Here is a 22,736-nt window from a genome sequence, read left to right as displayed (position 1 = left end):
TTAGAGAGTTTCCCTCTGTGCGCTTGATGATTTTTGCCTGTGAATTGCCTTCTGGTTTTGACGACAGCCAACGCTGCCAAGTAGCAAAAGCGCCACCTCTCAACCGCTCCCTGTTCTTTTCTGGACGCTACCAAGAAGCTGTTTTAGTTGTGGCACATCAAATTCTCTGCTGCCGGAAGGGAAGCCGCTGATAAAAATATTGTCATCGCTGAAATCTGATCCGATGACGTGTTGGAAATTACGCTTTATCTGCGCCTTAACCCCGGTAGCAAGATCCTGATAAAAAGAGGGACTCGACTTTCTTTCTTCACTGCGAATACTCGCAATAGCGTTATCCATTTTAGTGTAAACGAAATAGAGTGGGATACCCGCTTCTTTCACCTGACTTATCATAGTAGCAAGAGCATCAGAACGTACGGTGTTGAAACAATGAGGAACAATCACCGCATCATAGGCGAGGAGGCCTGAACGTTTGGCCATTGCCTCCGGGTTATAATCTGCCTTGATCTCTGGTAGTTCACACAAATAAACAGGTGTCTTATTTAGCCGGTAGCGCTTGGTATCCCGTTGCTTGGAGCGAACAACGGTTTCCCGGGCTGCGTCGGTCGCATTAACATCCACATCACGCAGAAGATTAATCAAAGCCGATTTTCCCCCGCAGTCGACCCCCAGAAACCCTATGTTGATGCACTGGGGGAAATTAACCGGTGACCCGGGATCAGGCTTCAGATTAGCATCGTGACCGGCAGCAGGTTTTGAGCGGTCAGTATTCTCGACCATTACCGATGGCTCGCCCGTCACAAGAGACTGGCCAGCCATTGGTATTGAAACCGACCGTTGGTACAGGTCAATGGTGGATGGCTGACTTTCCCCGACGGTGCCAAACAGTTTTTTTTTGACTGCTGATAATCCCGCTACAACCCGGCCGCAAAAATAGCTGATCAGGCGCAAAGGTTGTTTCAGGACGTAAGCGACAGCACTGCCGATTGCAGCTGCTCCATCGTACAAACAATTCATTATTAACCTCCTGATTCAACTGCTATCTCGACACCAATCCGGGTGAAAGAATGGCCCTCTTACTTTTTTGACCACAGGATCAATATAAAGTTCAGAAAAGATAGCACGAGCATTCCAGGAGACTGAGTCCGGGAATGCGAGTGGAGGATCAAGATTTGGTGAGACAAAATCAGTGCATTAAACCAAACAGCTTGCCGCGATAACGCTTGGCGATCGGATTACCCTGCCCCAGCTGATCAAACACCTGCAACATCAGCAGCCTGGCACCGTCTTCACGGAATTCACGGTCCCGACGAACAATCGTCAGCAAATTCTCCAGTGCCTCTTCATTCTGGTCAGCAATCACCAACCGGATCGCCAGCTGGTAGCGAGCCTCATGATCATTGTCATTATCCGCCAGCCGGGCTTCCAACTCATTCCGGGCAGGGGCGTCCGCAACCATTTCGTAGAAAGCCAGTTTGGCTTTCGGTTGGGCAATGCCTTCTGCATCGGCGGGGAGCACCGCCATCAACTGCCGGGCTTCGTCGATACGTCCCAGCTCCAGCAGCAGGTTTACCTGCAACACTTGCAGGGCATGGTTATCAGGCTCATCCTGCAAAATGTTCTGGAGCAACTCCAGTGCCTGGCCAGCTTCGCCTTCAGCCATCAGCGCTTCAACCTGCTGGCGAATCATTTCTGCCGGACTCATTGTCAACGGATCCAGCACTTCACGCAGCTGCTCTTCTGACTGAGGTCCACTGAACACCTTAACCGGTCTTCCCTGGTGCAAAACCACCTGTCCGGGTAACGCTCTTACCTGCAATTGACTCACCAGCTGCTGCGCCAGCATCTGCTCGGTTTCTGCGGCCACTTTCGCCAGTATCAGCTTCCCCTGGTAAGCAGCAGCCAACGCTTCCAGAACACCCAGCTGCGCCGAACAGGCCGGATCACTCTGCATACCTATATAGAGAAGCACGGGCTGATCTGCGGATTGCTGGAGCACTTCCTGAATATTCGCTTCTGTTACATCCACCACGAAGCTTTGCTCATTCATCACATTTGCCACCTTGAAATTCTGCTGGGATCAGGGCCTTTGCAGCAGCAATGACCACTAAACGATGAGGCAATAATAATGATACTTTCAGCTGACGATAAGGCCTTTGTCAGCATTTTTAACTCGCTGTTTTTTTTGCCCCCGGTTCCGTCTGAAGCAATGTGATTAAACACTTCACCGCAAGCCACCGGAGAATCGACCCGGCAGCACAAACTTTTTCTTTAAGAATATCTTGGAATTAACAGTACTTTGTATTAACAGACTTCAAGCCAACATCGCGATCATTACTTTACCCACAGAATCTGTGGATAAGTTTGTGGATGATCACTCACAACCCGTCACAAAGACCGATGTTTACTACCCCTTTATTAAACTGGTTATTTTTTGATCTATTTTTTTTCTATATTTTTCATGGACTTAGGATAAGTACTTACAAAATCAGTCACTTATGGCAGCGAAAAAAAATACACGTCAATCGCTTGACATTTGTGCATAAAAAAATTTTCCTCCCCCCTTGAACAAGAGCCATGAGCCATCCGCCGAAAACTCCGGGACGATGTCTAAATAACAAACAGTTATTAATAAACCCGATCCAAACTGAGCAGCCCCCTCACGATCTGCAGAGTGGTTTTGCTTCTTTTTCCTGTACAGAGAACACGGGTTATTTGCTATGATTTCCAACCGTACCTCCCCCCCCTTGCGCCGGGTAGAGCTGTATCACCATCATGGGTGATAAATCGACATTACAAAACAGAATACAGAACAGGTAGCCGCAATGAGTCTTGCTGATAAGGTCCTGGCCGTTAACAACGATCTCCCGATTCGCACCGACCTTCCTATTCACTCCGGCAAGGTACGCTCCGTTTACTGGCTTACCGAAGCGGACAGCCGACGACTGATCAACGAACAAGGCTATGATGTCGCTGCCGATGCACCACTGGCCATTATGGTTATTTCTGACCGAATCAGTGCCTTTGACTGTATCTGGCATGGTGAGGGGGGGCTGAACGGTGTCCCCGGCAAAGGCGCTGCGCTGAATGCGATCTCGAACCACTGGTTCAATCTCTTCAAACAACATGGCCTGGCGGACAGCCATATCCTGGCGATCCCTCATCCACTGGTCTGGATTGTCCAGAAAGCGCAACCGGTAATGATTGAAGCCATCGGTCGTCAATATATTACCGGCTCAATGTGGCGGGCCTACAGCAAAGGCGAACGGGAGTTCTGCGGTATACGACTTCCGGAAGGGCTGGAGAAAGATCAACCACTGCCGGGGCTACTGATTACCCCATCAACCAAGGGGGTGTTAACAGGCATTCCCGGAGTCCCTGAGGCGGATGACGTCAATATTACCCGCAAGGACCTGGAAGGTAATTACAGGGCTTTCAATTTTCGCCATCCTGATGATATTGACCGCTACGAAACCCTGCTTCAGGAAGGCTTCACGGTTATCAGCCAGTCCCTGACTGCCCTGGACCAGATGTTTGTTGATACCAAATTTGAGTTTGGTTACGTCACCGATGCCCGTGGACAGGAAAAGCTGATTTATATGGATGAGGTTGGCACGCCGGACTCTTCCAGAATCTGGGACGGTGAAGCCTATCGTCAGGGCGAGGTGATTGAAAATTCAAAAGAGAGCTTCCGGCAGTTTCTGCTTAATCACTTCCCTGAGCCTGATATCCTGCTGAATAAAGAGCGAATGCCGGAGCGGGAAGCCCTTGCCAGAGATCACGCACTGCCGGAAAGCGCATTAATGGACCTTTCCAGAACCTACACAGCGATTGCTGAAAAGATTACCGGTAAGCCTCTCAAACTTTCTGACAACCCCAAGGCCGAGATTATTGAAATTCTGGATAAGGAATATGGTTTGATCGATGCCAGATAAACCATCAAAAGGAACAACTGTCGTTCAGGGATAGATGCAATAAAGCAGGCTTACGCCTGCTTTATTTATTGAAGATCATTATTTATTGAAGATTGTCCTGAATCACCTTGAGCAGTCTCTGACTGACATCTGCAGGCGCTGAGGTATTCACATCCTTTTCTACAGAAAGCTGAACCGCCTCAGAGTAATTACTCACCCTGACCGTCAGCGTTTTCTGCTCATCAGACACATCGGAGTCTTGATCATCACTGAACCAACCTGACCAGAAGCTCTTTTTCTCTTGCTCCTGTTCCAGTTGTGGCACACTGTCAGCAAGATAGAAAAGACCGGCGGAACGGTTACGATCAACAACCTTCAGTCCAGCATTATCCATAGCGTTGGCAGCAGCGTCCCAGACACGGGCATAGGACAGGCCACGTACCGTCAGCACCGGGTTACCATTACCATCCCGGCCCGCTTCTGTGACTGAAGCAATATCAAGCCCCTGAGCCTGGAGAGAAACCGATGACTGAACATCATCCCGTGCCAGGTAAACCAGCATCTCTGAGAGCACATCGTTTGCCTTCCGCTTGCTTGGCTCTCCCAGGTTATCCCAGTTCTCAGGAGTCGCAGCCGGTTTCCCTTTTTTAGCCAATGGCCGACCCTGATGATAGACATAAACCTCCGTGGTTCCGCCTTTCAGGCCATTGCGAACCTCAAAGCGAAAGCGTTCTTCCATCGGCTCAAGATCATCAGCACCAAATAACTTACCGAATGTCCGGTACATCACACCGTGATCTTTATCCTTGCCAAAGTCATGCCACTGGGTTTCAACAATGCCTTTGTCAAACTCTGTGCTGGCAATGCCAACACCCAGCTCTTCCATCAGCCATTCAATATAGCCCAGCACACCAGGCAACACTTCACCCGGCCCACGATCAACGGACAACCATTCCTGACTGCCATCGCGTTCAAGGCTGTAATGATCACCTTCTTTTAACATCAACCGCTGGGAAGGCCTTGGAACTTCGAACTCCCGTGGCAGTTTCTGGTCAGTCAGGCCAGCCTCTGGAATCACCAGAATATCCCCCAGTTCCCTGGCCTGAGTTCCCGCCGGCAAGGTGATGGGCTCAGCGGTCTGCGCCTCGATGTAGTCTCCGGCACGATCCCGCAGATACCCCTGCTGGCCAAAAGGGTTGGCACAACCTGTCAGCACCAATGCGCTGATCACAACAGACAGGCCCAACCGGGCATGCCTTGGCAACTCACTGATCCTTTGACCTGGAACCATCAAATCAACCCCGCCTTTTGCAGTGCACTTCTAACATCGGAGTGATAACACTCCGACAGGGGCGTCAATGGTAAACGAATACCGTCCTTGATCATCCCCATCTCCTTTAATGCCCATTTTACTGGAATCGGATTGGCTTCCAGAAAGAGCTGACTGCTCAATGCTTCAATCCGGGCATTGAGCGCTTCTGCTGTACTGCGATCGCCCGCCGTGGCAGCAACACATAATTCATGCATAATCTTTGGTGCAACATTATTGACTACAGAGATAACGCCATTTGCCCCCTGGAGCATCAGCTCCATACCGGTAGCATCATCACCGGAGTAGATGGCAAAGTCTTCACCACACAACGCCCGAATCTGCTGGCCACGCTCAACAATGCCCGTGGCTTCCTTAACGCCGACAATATTGTCCAGCTGGCTCAGGCGACCAATGGTTTCCGGCAGCAGATCCACCGCCGTTCGGCCGGGAACATTATAGAGGATCTGGGGAATCGCCACCGATTCAGCCACCGTTTGGTAATGAAGGTAAAGCCCTTCCTGAGTCGGCTTGTTGTAATAAGGGGTCACCAGCAAACAGGCATCCACGCCCAGTGCCTTGGCTTCCGCCGTCAGGTGGACGGCCTCTGCGGTTGAGTTTGCCCCGGTACCGGCAATCACGGGAATCCGGCCATTCACCTGGTCCACCATGCGTTTTATGGCTTCACAATGTTCCTGCACCGTCAGAGTGGCTGACTCACCCGTGGTACCCACCACTACGATCCCATCCGTCCCCTGGTCAATATGATGCTCTACAAGGGCATGCATACTCTCCCAGTCCAGCTCACCATTGCCATACATGGGGGTAACAATAGCCACCAGGCTCCCGGTAATCATCAGTTCACTCCTAAAGGCAGAATCTTGCGTAATGTTACTAACGCCCTTTTACATTCACAAGGCCGAAATCCATCCCGGCCAGGCTGTTTATTGAACTTTGTTGAAAAACTGAAGTCGAATAAGATAAAAAGTTGGGAAAAAAAGAAGAGAAAAAGCTTAAAATTTTTGAATACCTTTTAAGACCTGCCTTTTTTTCAGTGATGGTTTAAACTAACTCCCCTGAAATTAATAATGACTAATGAGAGCGACTAAGGATAAAACATGAGCGTAACTCTGGGCCAACCCGTTCCTGACTTTACCGCCCAAGCGACCAGCGACACGACGGTCAAACTCTCTGAACTCAAAGGCCGTAAAGTCGTCCTGTTTTTCTACCCAAAAGACAATACCCCAGGCTGTACCAGTGAAGGACAGGCCTTCAGAGATCATTACAGCCAATTTCAAGAGTCAGACACGCTGGTCTTTGGCGTATCCAAAGATGGCATCAAGGCTCATGAAAACTTCCGGGCCAAACACGAGTTCCCTTTTGAGCTGATCTCCGATAAAGATGAAACGCTCTGCAAACTGTTTGACGTCATCAAGTTAAAGCAGATGTATGGCAAGGAGTATATGGGTATCGAGCGAAGCACCTTCCTGATCGATAGCAATGGTGTACTGCAACACGAGTGGCGAAAGGTTCGCATTAAAGGGCATGTTGAAGATGTTCTGCAGGCCGCACAAATGGTAGACACTCAGGCGCAGACCGACAGCAGTGACAACAGCAATGAAGAGGAGTAATAAAAACACTCTCTTGCGGACTGAAAAAGCGGGCATTGCCCACTTTTTCAGTAGTTGTCTTTAACTTAACTCCACATCCGCCACTGTCGGCCAGGCATTCATTACCGCCTTTAACAAGGTTGCCAGAGGAATGGCAAAAAAGATTCCCCAGAACCCCCACAAACCGCCAAACACCAGAACGGCAATAATAATAGCAACAGGATGAAGGTTCACCGCTTCAGAGAACAGCAGCGGCACCAGCACATTACCATCCAGCGCCTGAATGATCCCATAGCACACCATCAGAATCACAAACTGATCATCCAACCCCCATTGGAAAAAACCAATAATGGCAACGGGAATCGTCACCACGGTCGCCCCGATATAGGGCACAACAACCGAGAAACCGACCATCACCGCCAGAAGCGCAGAATAGCTTAACCCTAACAGGGCAAACAGCACATAACTGACACCCCCGACAATAACAATTTCTATCGCCTTCCCCCGGATATAGTTGGCAATCTGGTCATTCATCTCATCAGCAACCTGGTCAATCAGCCTGCGACGGCGAGGGAGAATACCGGCCATCCAGCCCAGCAAAACCTCTTTATCCTTGAGAAAAAAGAAAACCAGGATAGGCACCAGAATCAGGTAGACCAGAAGAGCAACAATACCGGGGAGCTTGGACAGCGAAAAAGACAATACCCACTGACCAAAGTCGGCCAGGTGCTTATTAATGGTTGTGACCAGCAGGCTGACCTGGTGTTCAGAAACAAAACCGGGGTATAGATCTGGCAAACTCACCAGCAACGCCTGCCCTTGGCGAACCATGCCTGGCATGGCATTTAACAGGTGTGTCACCTGTTCCCACACCAGTGGCACCACCACAAAAATCACCAGCAACAACGCGGCAACAAATCCGGTAAAAACCAGGTTAACGGCCAGAAGATGAGGCATTCGCTGTCGCTCAAGCCAGTTCACCAGGCCTTGCATCAGAAACGCAAAAATCAAAGCAGCCAATGCCGGTGCCAGCATTTTTCCCATGGTCAGCACAACAACAAAGCCAACCAGCAACAGGATCAGAAGAACAATCGCTTCCTGATCCGAGAGATAGCTGTGCAACCATCCCTTAATGACATTCAGCATCAAATGCTCCGTTAGTTATTCAACGACTCAAGATTCATTATTCAACTCAAATCCCTTACTACTTATGCTGCAATGTATGGATATAAACGCCGTGTTCTTCTTCACTGGCCAGCAGGATATGCCCGCTGATATTAGCAAAGCTGGCAAAATCCCTGACCGAACCGGGATCTGTCGCATACACTCTGATAACCTGACCTGACTGCATTCGACTGAGTGCCTGTTTGGCTTTCAGCAGTGGCAGTGGACAGTTCATACCCTTAAGATCAAGCTCCTGATCAACATCCATAATAACGACTCATTCTTTACAGGCTGCAACAGTAAAAACACCCAACGTGAATATCAACGACAGTTTAACCGTCAAAACTGTTTAAGCACTTTAGCGGGCAACTGGTTAAAAGAGGAAATATCCCGTCTATGAACAACCACTATTATGACTACTTAAGTAGCTAACCATATGAAATCATATATTTCTGACTCCTTGTTCAGGCACTCTGCTTCGTTACAACTCCGGTCACATAGCTACGGCTATGCTCCCTCCGTTGTGCCTCGCATAGCACCTGCCCAAGTAGCCAGAAATATATGATTCCATATGGCCAGCTACTTATATTACTCAACCATAAACAGATTCGTGATAAAGTGTACTGTAGAAAACACGGGTATGGATATTCTATGAAACGAGCGGGCTTTTTGTCAGTACTTATATTAGCCACAGCACTGACCGCGGTACTATCGACCTACTCCAGCGTCACCATGAGCAGCAACCTCAACCTGCCGAGCCTGGGTGATAGCACGTCGGGTATTATTTCCCAACAGGAAGAGCATGAGCTCGGACGGTCATGGTTAAAAGCCCTGCGCAATCAGACCCCCATGGTTTCTGACCCGCAACTGAAAGACTACCTGGAAAACCTTATCTTCCGACTGGCCGCTGCCAGCCAACTGCAAGATCACCGGCTGGTCCCGCTGGTGATTGACAGCCCGGTCCTGAATGCTTTTGCCGCCCCGGGCGGCATTGTTGGCGTCAACACCGGCCTGTTTCTCAATGCCGAAACCGAAGCCCAGTTTGCCGCCGTTCTGGCACACGAACTGGCACACTTGAGCCAGCGTCACTACGCCCGCAATGTTGAAGAGGCACGGAACAAAAGCATCCCCAATGCCGCCGCCATTCTTGGGTCCATACTGATCATGGCCACCGCAGGGGGAGATGCCGGTGCCGCAGCACTGACCTCAACCGTGGCTGGAATGCAAAGTGCACGGCTTCGTTTCAGTCGCCAGTTTGAACGGGAAGCGGATAACATCGGCATCACCACCCTTGCCAGGGCCGGCTTTGACCCACAGGCGATGCCTGAAATCTTTGAACAAATGAACAAAGCCAGCCGCTACGGCAGCCGTCCTCCAGAATTCCTGCTGACACACCCGGTGACAGAAAACCGTATCGCAGACTCCCGGGCACGGGCTGACCAGATGTCAGACCAGCAGTTAAAAACTATGAAAGGCTCACAAAACTACCAATTCATGCGAGTCCGTGCCGCCGTCCTGAACAGCAACAACCATCATGAAATGGCCAGACAGCTGAACAAGGAATTAGAGTCCGGATTAACCGCCACATCAGCAGCCAGCCTGGCTCCCACTCGGTATGGTTTGGTGCTGGCCAGCATGAAAACCCGAAACTTTACGGTCGCAGAGCAGCAAATGAATCTTCTGCTGCAACAATACCCTGATAACCCTTATCTGATTATGACTCAGTCCCTGGTCCAAGCCGCCTCCGGAAAAGCCAGCCAGGGTCTTAAACGCATCGACCAGGCATTGAGTACCAACCCACAAAGCTACCCGCTGCTGGCCACCCGGGCAGAAATTCTGCTGCAACAACAGGATTATGCCAGTGCCCGGGATGAGCTGCAGAAACTCAGCCGCCTCCGTCCGGACGATCCGGACATCTGGTTTGAGCTGGCGGAAGTTCAGGGGCTGGCAGAAGACATTGTCGGCCTGCATCAGTCAAGGGCTGAGTACTTCTTCCTGAATGGCAATCTGGATGATGCTATCAGACACCTGCAGTATGCATTAAAGATGTCAGGGGATAACTTCTCGCTCAAATCAAAACTTCAGCAAAAGCTGACGGATATGCAAAACTATCGCCAGAAAATGAGAAATTCATAATCAATATCCAGAAGACGCTCCTGCCTGGTCCTGAAAAATGGCTCCAGGGCAGGCCGCTGCACGGTGACTTTTAGCTCAGATAGCACTGGTATTTTTTTCATTATCAAGCAACGATTTTTCTTCTTTCAGAGGGAGAAGGAATCCAGCTGCCCGGCTATTGCCGTGACTGAGTTCACCCCGTCAGTATGCCCTTCAGCGTCGACACACATAGCCGCTGCCTTGAGATCCCACACCTTTATGGTCTTGTCTTCAGAGCAGGAAGCGAGCAGCCCATTGGGCAATTGCGTGACTGAGTTCACCCAGCTTTCATGCCCATTCAGCGTCGCCACACATTGCTGCCCATCGGGCATGCTCAGATCCCACACCTTTATGCTCTTGTCACCAGTGCCGTCACCCAAATAGACATCATGATAGCTACCAGCGCAGGAAGCCAGCCGACCATCGGCCAATACCGTGACAGATTTCACCCATTGGGTATGCCCATTCAGCGTCGCCACGCATTGCTGCCCGTCGGGCTTACTCAGATCCCACACCTTTACGGTCTTGTCAAGAGAGCTGGAAGCCAGCCGCCCATCGTCAAATGCCGCGACAGATGTCCCCCATTGGGTATGCCCATTCAGCGTCGCCACGCATTGTTGCCCGTCAGGCTTACTCAGATCCCACACCTTTACGGTATGGTCACCAGCGCAGGAAGCCAGCCGCCCATCGGGCAATTGCGTGACTGAACTCACCCCCTCGGTATGCCCACGCAGCGTCGCCACGCATTGCTGCCCGTCGGGCTTACTCAGATCCCACACCTTTACGGTTTTGTCAGTAGCGCAGGAAGCCAGCCGCCCATCGGCCAATGGTATGACTGAGCGCACGTGATAGGAATGTCCACGCAGCGTCGCCACGCATTGCTGCCCGTCGGGCTTACTCAGATCCCACACGTTTACGGTCTCATCATCAGAGCAGGAAGCCAGCCGCCCATCAGGCAATTCCGTGACTGAGTAAACAATGCCAGTATGTCCATTCAGCGTCATCACGCATTGCGACCCATCGGGCTTGCTCAGATCCCACACCCTTACGGTTTCGTCAGCAGCGCAAGAAGCCAGCCGCCCATCAGCCAGTGGCGTGACTGACATCACCTCGCCAGTATGCCCAGACAGCGTCTTCACACAGGTTTGCGAGGCATCATTTCCCAGAGAAGCCAGGTATTCATTGCTTACGTATCTGCCACAGGCAAGTCGTAAAAAAGGGTTCTTGATTTCATTGTGTGGAAGAGCAGGTATCCCCCTGTTTTCAATTATTTTTCTATAGGCTTCGGAGGGAGATCCATAATATCGAACGAATAGGATTTTCAGCCTTTCTTCGGTGTTAAAAAGTGTATTTAACCGCCTGCTGGTCAAATCCAGGCTTCGCCAATCAACAAAACTCAGATTGTCAGCAATTTTAATCAGGAGTTCATCGGGTAATGCCAATAAAGGCGACACCTGTTCCGGGGGAACAACCGAAACCCTCTCTGACGTTTTTACTCCTGCCTGATTGTGACACGGGATTGTTCTACCGCAGCTGTGAAGGGAAAAATTAGCATTATCACCAATCTCAATCTTATTGTTCATAGAACCTCTGACCGTTAACGACTCTGGAGTTTATTTCCAAGTATGAAGTAATGAATTCAAGTTATAAGACTCTGTCCGATCTTTGCCCCGATAAATAGTTAAGCAAAATTTTGCCTCCGGAAGACGCACGAATTTAACTGCACAAGCTTTTCCCGTTAATTGGACAATATTTTCTTCAGACTCTGGAATTTAGATGACAAAGAGTTTGGAACTATCCAATGAAAAAACAGTCTGCACAATGGCTACTAACGTTTATATAAAGTAGGAGGTCAAGGTCGAATATGCTCGTTCGATGCGTCCCAAAATCTGATTCAGAAATCGACAGAATGATGAACCAGCATGGTGATTTTGATATTTGTCCGGCCAGTGCCAATCTGGAAAAAGACCCCAGACATAAATCAGTACCGCTAACCAAGCCAAATTCCCGTAGCACCGCCCCGGGACATTATCTGGAGGCTAAACTTGAGCCAGATGTCGCTGGCTTTTTTCTTCTTACCTGCAATGGTCCGGGTTACACCGTCATCCCACTGAACCCTGGCAAGCGTCTTTATCTTGTTGATGAGCACAAGGGCTTTGTGCAGGGTTTGAACCTGGTTATCAAGACGCTCCAGGAGCGAGATATCTGGGTCGTGCGAAGCTGGCTTGATGTAACCCGCAAAATAGATGCTATTACTGATCCGAAAGAGCGGCGCATTAAAGATGATTCCTGTTGGATGGACCCGACGATTTGGTATGAAAATCATTGCAACGCCGGACGCTGCTCGCTGCCCAACACTACTGCTGATCGATACCAGACTTTTACCGAGCACAAGGGTGAATCTGGACTATGTCGTATGTTAGTAAACACCCCCGAGTTGCTCAGCCACTATGTTGATGAAGGCCTGTTTTTTTCCGGAAGCTATGCCTGTGATAAAGCAGCAGACAAATCCCTGCTGCAAACTCAGGCCGCAGCCCCGGGGGTCAAAGGGCTTGATGAGCGATTAACCTGCGCTTTTTGTCTGAAGAATTCACGCTTTGTCGCGGCCGGGATAACCGAGACTTTTCAAAAAGAACAGAAAAACCCTATTAAGGCAGAGAATATTACCAGAAGTTATCTGAAAACGGGGGTGCTGCAGAGGGATGGACTGCACGACTCTCGTTGTTTAAGAAACATCTATCGCGACAAGCCTCTGGTGCAGGTAATCGATGCTGAGGGCAATGTCAGAGCCACCCAAATTTACTTTATTGCGGACCCCGTACAGGAAAGCAGATCAAATGAGCCTGATAAAATGGATCGATCCTGCCCCTACCTACGGGTGTTTGTGCTCCATCCCCATGACACACAAAAAGCAGGCTCCCTGTTTGCCTCCCACAGGGAGGTAGCTGAAATCATCCATCAGGAGAACAATAGAAAGCTGAGGGAAATGATTAACAGTTCAGCCCGGGAGGCTTCTTCCGTCATCATTGATTCAGGGAGAAACAGGCTGCTGGAATTGCCTGAGCATTCCAGAACCGTCGGGAAGTTTAAAAAGAAGCTGGACAAAGCCACTTTGGCTTTTCAAGTGCAATATGCTTCATCAGCCCTTTGCCTGGAGCTGGAATCATATAAGAAATTATGGCAACAGCTGCCTCCCCCCCGATCCCCGACAGAACAGGTTGTTTCTGATTTTTTAGTAAACGCCAACAGGGCATTCTGCCAGCTGTACACATGGAGTCACCTGATGGGCGAACTGATATTGCTGAGAAACAATTTCAGTAGTCATTTGCATTTCGTACTTAAACCCATCATTCAGAAAGTAGCATTACGACGTCTGCGAGCCCGGGATTATCTTCACCAAAGCATCATTAAGCATTCATCCCCCCCTCATCCGTCCTGGCCGTTGAGTATGACCCGGCTGGCCACCCCGTTTTCCTGGGAGAAGCTGCAAAGTGGAGATCCCTGCTTTCGTCAGATCAGCGAGAGAGGCACCGAAATATTGGCGCAGTTGCAAAAATTGACATTCAAGAACATTTCACAAGGCAGGTAACAGACTTTGGGTGAGAATTGCGGATGCTGCTGCTTTCAGAACAAAGCCCTGTACCTGGACGATAAATAACGCCATTTGACCTCAAAATAATTATCAGGCTCACGTCATCCTTGGGAACTATCCGCCATCTAAACGGTCAGAAAAAGATGAATATTAACTAAGTCAAAAATTAAGAAGGACTCTAATAATGCCCAAGTTCTCCTTTACTAATTCATCAGCCACCAGAACATTTACACTGGAGTGCAGCTTAACATTTATCCGCAGGACAACTAACCGCAGGACAAATAGCAATCCTGATTCGCCCCCCTCTGGAACACACCCGGAGACCATTCGAGTCAATTTCAACGGTAAGCGGGTTCGCGAAACAACGCCTACAGGAAATCTCCCCACCGTCCAACCCCATGAATCTTTTACCCAGACCCTCTTCCAGAGAATTGCCCGGTTTTCTCCTTTTGCCAGGGAGGCGGCCTACACGCCCTGCCTTGATATCGATTTAGATGACGATGAAACTACATCTGAAAATGCCTCTGAATCATCCTTGCCCTTTCCCCAATTACCATTCAAATTACCTCTGGATGATGGACAGGAAATCAGCGTGGAGGATTTTCAGTCGTTATTCCTGTGGGCATGCTCAAACAATAATGCAAATGTCATCAACCATCTGGCGCAAGCCGTGCCTTCTTCGACGTTTATGCGCCTGACAACAACGGGTGCAGGCGAAAATCCTGCCTTAAATCCTTTTGCAAGGGCGGCCATATCGGGTAATAAGAAAGTTTTAACTTATCTGTGTGCAACTTTTCCCGATGCCAGAATACAAAAACAAGAAGCGCTACACTGGGCAGTGAAGAACAGACAATCGAAATCAGTAGAGATTCTCTGCAAAGAAGGTAAAGCTAACCCGGACTCGCCTTGCCCGAAATCGCTTTACCCGGACTCACTTTACCTGGAGTTGCTTTACCCGAATGGCCTGACAGCGCTACAGAAAAGCATGGAAATCGAAGATACCGATACAATGAGGGTACTATTATCGGCTGGAGCCAATGTCAAAAGATTTTATCATAATATCGCCAGTTCCTATTTTTATAAGGCCTTTAAGCAAGGCAATAACGATATTATCAGTATGCTGATCAGTGCCGTTCCAGATGTCAATAAGCCAATCATTACAGGCGGCATTCGACTGCTCCACCTGGCTGCCTGGTCTGGCAACCTGGAAATGATCGACCATCTGATAGAACGCAATGCCAGGATAAACCAAAGCACCGGTCGGTTGAATGGCAGCGCTACTCCCATGCATTTTGCAGCCTTAGAGGGCCACCTGCAGGCAATGTTCAAGCTTATCGACAATGGTGGCAATTTGGATGAAGGCAAAGCCAACATTGCCGGCTTTTTCTGGCACGAAGAGGGCACCTACCCCTCCACTGCTCCTTCGGCTAGACAAGATCTGCTTGAGAAAATGCCCTTCTGCCTATTTGGAGGTACGCCACTGGAACTATGTGTAGGGATACCACTTACATCGAAAGCTGAGTCACAAGCTGAGTTACAGGCCAGCTTGATAAATCACATGGAAAAACACAGGAAGAACTTATAAAACAATGCCTGGAGGCCATTCATTCTCGGACGACCTCCTCGGAAATCGGGAAGATAATTAATGTTAACCGGCCGCCGTAAAGTCCAACATGCGTTGTAAGGGCTTCAGTGCCTTATCCCGCAACTCATCACTGACTTCAATGACATTCAGGTCACCCGGAGTTTCCAGACATTCCAGCAGAGCATCAAGGGTATTCATTGCCATCCATGGGCAATGGGCACAACTGCGGCACGTGGCACCACTGCCTGCGGTGGGAGCCTCTATAAAACGTTTCTCAGGTGAAGCCTGCTGCATTTTATAGAAAATCCCACGGTCTGTAGCCACAATGAATGCGCTGTTGGGCATGTCCTGAGAAGCTTTCAATAACTGACTCGTCGAGCCCACCACATCAGCAATCTCAACCACTGAGCCAGGGGACTCCGGATGAACCAGCACGGCGGCATCAGGATAAACACGTTTCAGGTCTTCAATACCTTTCGCCTTAAACTCTTCATGAACAATACAGCTACTGTCCCAGAGCAGCATATCGGCACCGGTATTTTTTTGAATATAGCTGCCAAGGTATTTATCCGGCCCCCAGATAATGGCTTTACCCTGGGCATCAAGATCTTCGATGATATCAAGCGCACAGCTGGAGGTTACTACCCAGTCTGCCCGTGCTTTTACGGCAGCAGACGTATTGGCATAGACGACAACTTCCCGGTCAGGGTGTTGATCACAAAAAGCGGAAAATTCTTCCACAGGGCAGCCCAGATCAAGGGAACACTCCGCTTCGAGGGTCGGCATCAGCACCCGCTTTTCCGGGCTGAGAATTTTGGCGGTTTCCCCCATGAAACGAACACCAGCCACGATCAGCGTGTTGGCATCGTGCCGGGCACCAAAGCGTGCCATTTCCAATGAGTCGGCAATAAAGCCACCGGTCTCATCAGCCAGTTCCTGAACGACAGGATCTGTATAATAGTGGGCAACCAGAACCGCTCCCCTCTCTTTCAGGAGCTGTTTGATTCTGTTTTTTTTGGCATCCTTCGCAACCGGATCCACCGGTAATGGAGCCTTCTGCAAATGGCCCTGAACGAGCTCTCTGTCTATCACTGCATTCATAAAGCTTGCATCCGGCAAAGCACTTTACCCTTCCAGGATGAACTGTTTCACGGCAGGTAAGTGTCTGCAACTTCCTCTATCAATCAGCCATGAGCCGAAAATATTACGTTACCGCTCTCCCCACAATGGCAGGAAGTCCAGCTCCGCACTATTTCTGCACCGCCATTTTCTAAAAAAAATGTGGCAGTATTCTAACACAGCATCAGCACTAATAATAATTATGGTGAAGAGGTAAATAAGAGGGTTTGGCAGGAAGTGGTGGGTCGTGTAGGATTCGAACCTACGACCAATTGGTTAAAAGCCAACTGCTCTACCAACTGAGCTAACGACCCAATCCGCGAAATTATACGCGCCAGAATTCGTTTTACAAGTGATTCGAGTTAAACCGCAATGCGATAAGTCGTCGGGTCATCAACCCCTGCTTCAATAAACCCCTTTCGCCGGTAACAGCAACTATCACAAACACCGCAGGCAGCACCGTATTCATCGGCCTGGTAGCAAGAGACTGTCATCCCATAATCCACCCCCAGCCTGACGCCTTCAGAAATTATTTCAGACTTGGTTAAATTCAGCAGTGGTGCCCTGATCCGAAAAAGATCACCTTCAACGCCAGCCCGGGTGGCAAGATTCGCCATATCTTCAAATGCTTTCAGGTACTCCGGGCGACAGTCAGGATAATTCGAGTAATCAACGATATTGGCACCAATAAAAATATCACGAGCCCCCAGCACTTCTGCCCAACCAAGAGCAAGAGAGAGAAAAACTGTATTCCTTGCAGGAACATAAGTGACCGGAACCTGGCTCTGGGCCTCCTTGAGGGGATCGCCGAAATCCGGGACTGCAATATCATCATCGGTCAGCGCTGAACCGCCTATATCAGTCAACCCCAGTTTTAACACCTTGTGTTCACTAACCCCCAGGGCCTCAGCTAACTTGCGGGAAGCCTCAAGTTCACAACGGTGACGCTGCCCATAATCAAAACTGACCGAGTAACATTCGAATCCCTGTTCTAAAGCCATCGCCAGAACGGTGGCCGAATCCAGCCCTCCGGATAATAGGATTACTGCTCTGTTCATCTGCAATACCTTTTTATGAAACAAGAATTAAACTAGTGCAGCTAAGCGCTGTTACCCATACTGTTCGTCCTGAGCTTGTCGAAGGGCGAAAACTCCGGACTCTGATAGATCGTGCCAAGCACCCTTCGACTCCGCTCAGGGTGAACGTGGTGTACGGGTAATATCGCTTTTCTGCACTAGACACCCGGCTGATCACCCCAGATCATCCGGTGCAGCTGTAATTGAAATCTCACCGGCAGCCTGTCTTCAAGGATCCAACCCGCCAATACCCGGGCAGACATGGTGCCGCTGACCGGAGAAAAAAGAACATCGGAAACCCTGGTCGCCAGGTCGTATTGGATCAGTTTGGAGACTGACCATTCATAATCGCCGCGATCGGCAATCACAAATTTCAACTGGTCTTGTCTGGTCAGAAAACCGATATTTTCATACAGGTTACGATGGGACTCGCCTGAGGCTGGAGGCTTCAAATCCATTACCTTGACCACCCTGGCGTCAACCTCAGAGAGACTGATTGCGCCACTGGTTTCAAGAGAAACCTCATAACCCTGGTCAGCCAGAAGACTCAGCAACCCATGGCATGCTTTCTGGGCCAGTGGCTCACCTCCCGTCACGGTGACGTATCCGGGGTTATACTCTGATACTCTCTCCAGAATTTCTTCAGCGGATAATAACTGTCCCCCCTTAAAGGCATACTCCGTATCACACCAGCGACAACGGAGGGGACAGCCGGTTAAGCGCACAAATACCGTAGGCAACCCGGTGGTTCTGGTCTCTCCCTGCAATGAGTAAAATATCTCGGTAATTCTCAGCATTGAGGTTGACTGCCATCAGGTATCAGGAATCGCCCATGGTTCTCAAATAAGTATCGGAAAGCCTGGCTGCCGAGCTATCAGGATATTGCTGAATAACCAGCTCAAGAAGTCTCTTTGCCTCTTTCTGATTGCCGAGCAAGTCGTGCACTCGCCCAAGCTTATAGCTGGCATCCGGAACTTTCGGACTTTTTGGAAACTCATTCAAAATGATCTGGAAGGAGACTTTGGCGGCATCGTAATGCCCTTGAGCCATATCAACTTCACCCAGCCAATAATGGGCATTGTCTGCGTAACGGCCTTCAGGGTAGGTTTTCAGCTGCTCCTGGAGTGCGTTTTTCGCTTTATCAAACTGTTTGGAGCGAATCAGGTCAAATGCTGACTGGTAAGTTGCTTCCTCGGCTTTCAAAACCGGTTGGTTGTTTTTTTCTGCCACCTCTGCCACTGGCGCGCTCACCATCGGTGGCTTTACGTTGGTAACTGGAGCCGGGGGTACGGACTGATCTTTCAATCGAGAGATTCGATCATCAAGGTCAAGATACCTGTCCCGACCTTCCTGCTGCAGTTGCTCAATGCGAAAGGCCTGCTCTTCCAGCTGCCCGCGCATTTCCATCATTTCCTGTCGAAGCTGATCAATCGTATTCAGCAGATGAGCCGTACCATTGTAATCAGCATCACTATCCGATGAGGATGAAATCGTAACAGGACCATCTGAGATCTGACTGACAACCGTTTGAGATTGAGCTGAAAGCCCCAGAGGTCTCGGTTCTTCAACCGGGGCTGCGGCAATTGCCACGCCATTCAGAGCACCAGCAAGCAACACTGGAAGAGCCAGCCCCGACATCAGCTTTGGGTTAGTGTTTCCTCTACGCATTTATCCCCCGGACGAAAAATGATACCAGTCGTATTCTCCTTTATCACCGGGCTGCTTTCCAGCAAGCTTACCGGGAGAGCATCAAGAATATGACTGGTATTATTGCTTACTCAGTAACAATTACCGCACGACGGTTCAAAGCCCACGCACTTTCACTGTGCTCAGGATCCAGAGGCTTCTCAAAACCGAAGCTGATTACTTCAACACGGTTAGCTGCTACACCTTTAGCGGCCAGGTAATCCATCACCGCTTTGCCACGACGCTCACCCAGGGCCAGGTTGTATGTACGGGTACCACGCTCATCAGTATGACCCTGAATGACGATATTTTTCATGTAACCCATATCAGAAGTCAGGTAGGCAGCATGCACATCCAGAGCCTTGTATGCGTCATTATCCAGCCTGGCACTGTCAAATGGGAAGAAATAGGTGTTCTTCTCCAGAAGCGCCTGAATCTCTTCCGGAGACTCATCAATTCGGCCACTGTCAATCACTGCCTGAACTGCAGGATCCAGAACTGGCTGAACTTCAACCAGCACCTCTTCTTCAACAGTAACAACCGGTGGCTGGATTTCTGCTGTAGTTGGCTCTTTCCTGGAAGCACACCCTGCCAGCCAGAGAGCGGCTACAGCCATAGAAGCCGCTTTAACAACATTGGCGATTTGCATTTTTAACTCCAATCATTCTCTACGGGATTTCAAAGATTTGTGCAGTACACTATCAGAACTGAAGTCACCCGACTAGCCCGAATAGCAAGGGATGGTGAGGTTTCCTCAGAGAAAGGGCTACCGGAAAAAAGCAGTTTAAACGAGCATAGCAGCAAGTCGGAAAATCGGCAGGGCAAAAGTGACTGCCTGCGATCTGCTTCACAGAACTTCAGAGCGGTCACCCTGCCTGTACGTTACCTGAGTTCAATAGCCGGGCCCCATGCAGGCTCCCGGACATCACCCTTGGCAGAAGGCAATCGCTGTTTCACCCGCCCATCAGCAGAAACTATTCCCAGCTCGCCATTCTTGCCACCCTGTACAGAATAGATCAGTCTGCGCCCACCCGGGGCAATACTGGGAGAATCTTCCAGGCTGGATGACGTCAGCAGCCGCAGTCTATCGGTATCCAGGTCGAGCACCGCGATGTTAAAGTCTGCAGCTCCCTCCCCTTTATGCACCAGAGCCAGGGACTTACCATCCGGAAAGACCTTGGCCCGGGCATTGAACCGCCCTTCAAAGGTTAGACGACGGGGCTTGCCTGTTGTGATAAATTCACCATCACTTTTACGGCTGACCTCCTGCTGATAGACCTGAGGACTCCCACCCCGGTTTGAGGTAAACACGAGACTGTTGCCATCTGGCATCCAGTCCGGTTCAGTGTCTATGGCGTAATGAGTCGAGACATTACTGATTTTGTTCGTTGCCAGATCAAGAATATAAATGTCCGGATTACCATCCTTGGAAAGCACCATGGCAATGGATTTACCGTTCGGTGCCCATACCGGCGAGTTATTCAGCCCTTTAAAACCGGTCAGTTTCTTGCGAATGCCCGTTGCCAGTTCCTGCATGTAAATGGCAGGGCGACCCTGCTCGAAGGAGACATAGGTAACCCTGGTTCCATCTGGTGACCAGCTGGGCGATAAAATAGGCTCGCTGGAGCTGAACACCTTCCTGTTACGTTTACCATCCGCATCGGCATAATTCAGCTGATAATCGGTTCTTTCAGCGTCGTGCCTCTGGGCGGTTACGTAGAGAATCCGGGTGGAAAAATCGCCCTTCAGGCCCGTGATCTTTTCATAGACAACATCGCTGATGCGATGGGCCATCTCACGAAGCTGGGCACTGTTTCCGGTAAATCCCCCCTTGGCAATGCGCTTTCCCCTGACAACATCATAAAGCTGATAGTTCACGGTGTAACCTGTGCCCCTGTGTGTCACCTGCCCTGTTACCAGGTAAGAGACCCCAAGCAACCTCCAGTCACGATAATAAACTTCCTGTTCACTGGCCGGGAAGCTGAGCATACTGGTTCTTGGCAGCGCCTTGAACAGACCGCTGAGTTTCAAATCGTTATCAATGATTGCCGCCGGGTCTTCCGGCAACACTTTCCCCCCTGTCCAGCTGAAGGGGGAAACTGCCATGGACACAGCCTGGTCATTTCCCTGGGTGACCTCAATGACAAGCTCTGCCTGAGCACTCATCCCCCAGAGCAGACAGTAAAATAATAAACAGGTTTTGAATAAGTGCCTCATTTAACCAGATCCTCGGGCCTGAATCGGAAGGTAATTCGTCGGAAGTGTTGTTCAAAAATTCGCCGCTCAAGATCCTTCAACTCCGAAAAGGGCGACGCTCGGCGTATAGCCTGAATAACGGAGCGATCAAACTCATCATTACCACTGGACTTCAGCATAGTAATATCCAGCACATCCCCAAAGGGAGAAAGACTGATTCGAATTTCTGCCACCATGTTATTGCGTGCACTGGGCGGCCTGCTCCAATACCGGGAGGTCAGGTTTTTAATCAGCGCGGCATATTGTGCCTGCAGCAGCTGGTCATGCTCAAGCTGCTGAGCAGCTGCCAAAGCCTGTTGCTCCATTGCCATGGCTTGCTCAAGCGCTTGCTGCTCTTTGCGCTTTTGCTCCTTTTCCCGCTGACGCCTCTCCAGCTCCTGACGTTCCCGGGCAGCTTCTTCCTTTTTGCGAAGCTCATCTTTTTTTCTTTCCTCTTCCCGCTTCAAGGCCAGGGCTTTCTGCCGCTCCTGCTCCTTTCGCTGCTGTTCCGCTTTTTTGCGCTTTGCCTCTGCTGTTTTTTTGGCTTCTGCCCGCCTTTTTGCCTCTTCTTTGCGCTTTTGTTCCACCTGACTCTGCGCAGGCTTCCTGACAGTTTGCGGCTTTGCCGCCGGTTCAGGCAACGATACCAATGCGGCGCTGATGGGCACCGGCGGTGCTATTTTTGGATGGACGTCGGCACTCCAGTTGACTAAAAGCACACCAAACATCATGAGATGAAGAATCAGAGAGAGGGCTACAGAAAATCCATAACCTTCGGTCACCCTTGATATAAAGGCTGGAAAAGCAATATTAAACCATCTCTTCATCTACCGCTCTTCCATGCCAACCGCCACCGGATCAGTGACCAGCCCAACATGACTGATACCTGAGTTTTGCAGGCCAGCCATTAATTGAACTACTGATCCATAGGCAACGCTGGTGTCTCCTTGAATCAACACTTGAGTACCGGGTCTGGCACTCACGACCTTACTGACTTTCTCTGTCAGGGACGAAAGATTCACGGCTTTGTCATGGTCAGATCCGACGTCCATATAATAACTGCCATCCGCCTTGATAGAGATGACCAGGACTTCTTTATCTTCTGGCAGAGCAATATTATCGCTACTGGTTTTGGGCAGCTCAACTTTCACGCCCTGGGTCATCATGGGCGCAGTGATCATAAAAGCGACCAGTAGCACCATCATGATATCGATAAACGGCACCATGTTTATTTCAGACATGGGTTTACGACGACTTCTTATCTTTGCCCCACTTATCATCGGTGACATTGC

Annotated in this window: 20 protein-coding genes and 1 tRNA gene; 5 read left to right on the top strand and 16 right to left on the bottom strand. The window is 49.9% G+C overall.

What is annotated here, in order from left to right; translation table 11 throughout:
- Positions 1-99: 99 nt before the first annotated feature.
- Both ACO6UX_RS24860 and ACO6UX_RS24855 read right to left on the bottom strand, forming a co-directional pair.
- On the bottom strand, positions 100-1,017 hold the full coding sequence (locus ACO6UX_RS24860) for a hypothetical protein (RefSeq protein WP_422451078.1): 918 nt from the start codon (positions 1,015-1,017) through the stop codon (positions 100-102).
- A 169-nt stretch (positions 1,018-1,186) separates the two neighbouring features.
- Positions 1,187-2,050: a co-chaperone YbbN gene (locus ACO6UX_RS24855; RefSeq protein ID WP_422451076.1), complete on the bottom strand. Its 864-nt coding sequence runs from the start codon at positions 2,048-2,050 to the stop codon at positions 1,187-1,189.
- 775 nt (positions 2,051-2,825) lie between these two features.
- Between ACO6UX_RS24855 and ACO6UX_RS24850 the strand changes: the two genes are divergently transcribed.
- On the top strand, positions 2,826-3,935 hold the full coding sequence (locus ACO6UX_RS24850; RefSeq protein WP_422451074.1) for a phosphoribosylaminoimidazolesuccinocarboxamide synthase: 1,110 nt from the start codon (positions 2,826-2,828) through the stop codon (positions 3,933-3,935).
- A gap of 82 nt (positions 3,936-4,017) precedes the next feature.
- Here the strand turns inward: ACO6UX_RS24850 and bamC are convergent, their stop codons facing one another.
- Positions 4,018-5,205 carry an outer membrane protein assembly factor BamC gene (gene bamC / locus ACO6UX_RS24845; RefSeq protein ID WP_422451073.1) on the bottom strand — a complete coding sequence of 396 codons (1,188 nt, stop codon included), beginning with the start codon at positions 5,203-5,205 and terminating at the stop codon, positions 4,018-4,020.
- Entirely contained in the window at positions 5,205-6,080 is an 876-nt protein-coding gene (gene dapA, locus ACO6UX_RS24840; RefSeq protein ID WP_422451071.1) for a 4-hydroxy-tetrahydrodipicolinate synthase, read from the bottom strand. The genes bamC and dapA overlap by 1 nt, the downstream gene beginning before the upstream one ends.
- Positions 6,081-6,341: 261 nt before the next feature.
- Here dapA and ACO6UX_RS24835 point away from each other — a divergent pair, with 261 nt between their 5' ends.
- Entirely contained in the window at positions 6,342-6,854 is a 513-nt protein-coding gene (locus tag ACO6UX_RS24835) for a peroxiredoxin (RefSeq protein WP_269674951.1), read from the top strand.
- Between the two features lie 60 nt (positions 6,855-6,914).
- Here ACO6UX_RS24835 and ACO6UX_RS24830 read toward each other — a convergent pair whose 3' ends face one another.
- Together ACO6UX_RS24830 and ACO6UX_RS24825 are read right to left on the bottom strand one after the other, a co-directional pair.
- Positions 6,915-7,979: an AI-2E family transporter gene (locus tag ACO6UX_RS24830; RefSeq protein ID WP_422451069.1), complete on the bottom strand. Its 1,065-nt coding sequence runs from the start codon at positions 7,977-7,979 to the stop codon at positions 6,915-6,917.
- A 58-nt stretch (positions 7,980-8,037) separates the two neighbouring features.
- A complete protein-coding gene (locus ACO6UX_RS24825; protein WP_101746343.1) occupies positions 8,038-8,265 on the bottom strand; it encodes a sulfurtransferase TusA family protein in 228 nt (75 codons plus the stop codon).
- Between the two features lie 401 nt (positions 8,266-8,666).
- On the opposite strand from ACO6UX_RS24825, the gene ACO6UX_RS24820 reads away from it, so the two are divergent.
- A complete protein-coding gene (locus tag ACO6UX_RS24820; RefSeq protein ID WP_422451067.1) occupies positions 8,667-10,133 on the top strand; it encodes a M48 family metalloprotease in 1,467 nt (488 codons plus the stop codon).
- A gap of 125 nt (positions 10,134-10,258) precedes the next feature.
- Here the strand turns inward: ACO6UX_RS24820 and ACO6UX_RS24815 are convergent, their stop codons facing one another.
- On the bottom strand, positions 10,259-11,734 hold the full coding sequence (locus tag ACO6UX_RS24815; RefSeq protein ID WP_422451066.1) for an F-box/WD repeat-containing protein: 1,476 nt from the start codon (positions 11,732-11,734) through the stop codon (positions 10,259-10,261).
- Positions 11,735-12,060: 326 nt separating this feature from the next.
- Between ACO6UX_RS24815 and ACO6UX_RS24810 the strand changes: the two genes are divergently transcribed.
- Both ACO6UX_RS24810 and ACO6UX_RS24805 read left to right on the top strand, forming a co-directional pair.
- Positions 12,061-13,740 carry a hypothetical protein gene (locus ACO6UX_RS24810; RefSeq protein ID WP_422451064.1) on the top strand — a complete coding sequence of 560 codons (1,680 nt, stop codon included), beginning with the start codon at positions 12,061-12,063 and terminating at the stop codon, positions 13,738-13,740.
- Between the two features lie 595 nt (positions 13,741-14,335).
- Positions 14,336-15,328, top strand: a complete 993-nt coding sequence (locus ACO6UX_RS24805; RefSeq protein ID WP_422451062.1) for an ankyrin repeat domain-containing protein — start codon at positions 14,336-14,338, stop codon at positions 15,326-15,328.
- A gap of 63 nt (positions 15,329-15,391) precedes the next feature.
- Here the strand turns inward: ACO6UX_RS24805 and nadA are convergent, their stop codons facing one another.
- The 9 genes from nadA to tolR all read right to left on the bottom strand — a co-directional run bounded on the left by nadA (position 15,392) and on the right by tolR (position 22,733).
- A complete protein-coding gene (gene nadA / locus ACO6UX_RS24800; RefSeq protein WP_422451061.1) occupies positions 15,392-16,429 on the bottom strand; it encodes a quinolinate synthase NadA in 1,038 nt (345 codons plus the stop codon).
- A 256-nt stretch (positions 16,430-16,685) separates the two neighbouring features.
- Positions 16,686-16,761 (bottom strand) — tRNA-Lys (locus tag ACO6UX_RS24795).
- A 48-nt stretch (positions 16,762-16,809) separates the two neighbouring features.
- Positions 16,810-17,505: a 7-cyano-7-deazaguanine synthase QueC gene (gene queC, locus ACO6UX_RS24790; protein WP_422451060.1), complete on the bottom strand. Its 696-nt coding sequence runs from the start codon at positions 17,503-17,505 to the stop codon at positions 16,810-16,812.
- Between the two features lie 176 nt (positions 17,506-17,681).
- Entirely contained in the window at positions 17,682-18,320 is a 639-nt protein-coding gene (queE, locus tag ACO6UX_RS24785; protein WP_422451058.1) for a 7-carboxy-7-deazaguanine synthase QueE, read from the bottom strand.
- A 22-nt stretch (positions 18,321-18,342) separates the two neighbouring features.
- Positions 18,343-19,191 carry a tol-pal system protein YbgF gene (gene ybgF / locus ACO6UX_RS24780; protein ID WP_422451056.1) on the bottom strand — a complete coding sequence of 283 codons (849 nt, stop codon included), beginning with the start codon at positions 19,189-19,191 and terminating at the stop codon, positions 18,343-18,345.
- 106 nt (positions 19,192-19,297) lie between these two features.
- On the bottom strand, positions 19,298-19,858 hold the full coding sequence (locus tag ACO6UX_RS24775; protein ID WP_422451055.1) for an OmpA family protein: 561 nt from the start codon (positions 19,856-19,858) through the stop codon (positions 19,298-19,300).
- 233 nt (positions 19,859-20,091) lie between these two features.
- Positions 20,092-21,426 carry a Tol-Pal system beta propeller repeat protein TolB gene (tolB, locus tag ACO6UX_RS24770; RefSeq protein WP_422451054.1) on the bottom strand — a complete coding sequence of 445 codons (1,335 nt, stop codon included), beginning with the start codon at positions 21,424-21,426 and terminating at the stop codon, positions 20,092-20,094.
- Positions 21,423-22,271 (bottom strand): TonB family protein, encoded by an 849-nt coding sequence (locus ACO6UX_RS24765; protein ID WP_422451052.1) that lies wholly within the window; start codon positions 22,269-22,271, stop codon positions 21,423-21,425. The genes tolB and ACO6UX_RS24765 overlap by 4 nt, the downstream gene beginning before the upstream one ends.
- Positions 22,272-22,733: a protein TolR gene (tolR, locus tag ACO6UX_RS24760; protein ID WP_269674966.1), complete on the bottom strand. Its 462-nt coding sequence runs from the start codon at positions 22,731-22,733 to the stop codon at positions 22,272-22,274.
- Positions 22,734-22,736 lie beyond the last annotated feature (3 nt).

This window comes from Endozoicomonas sp. ALB091, assembly GCF_049310265.1.
GTDB lineage: Bacteria > Pseudomonadota > Gammaproteobacteria > Pseudomonadales > Endozoicomonadaceae > Endozoicomonas.
This window is presented reverse-complemented; position numbering and strand designations above follow the sequence as displayed.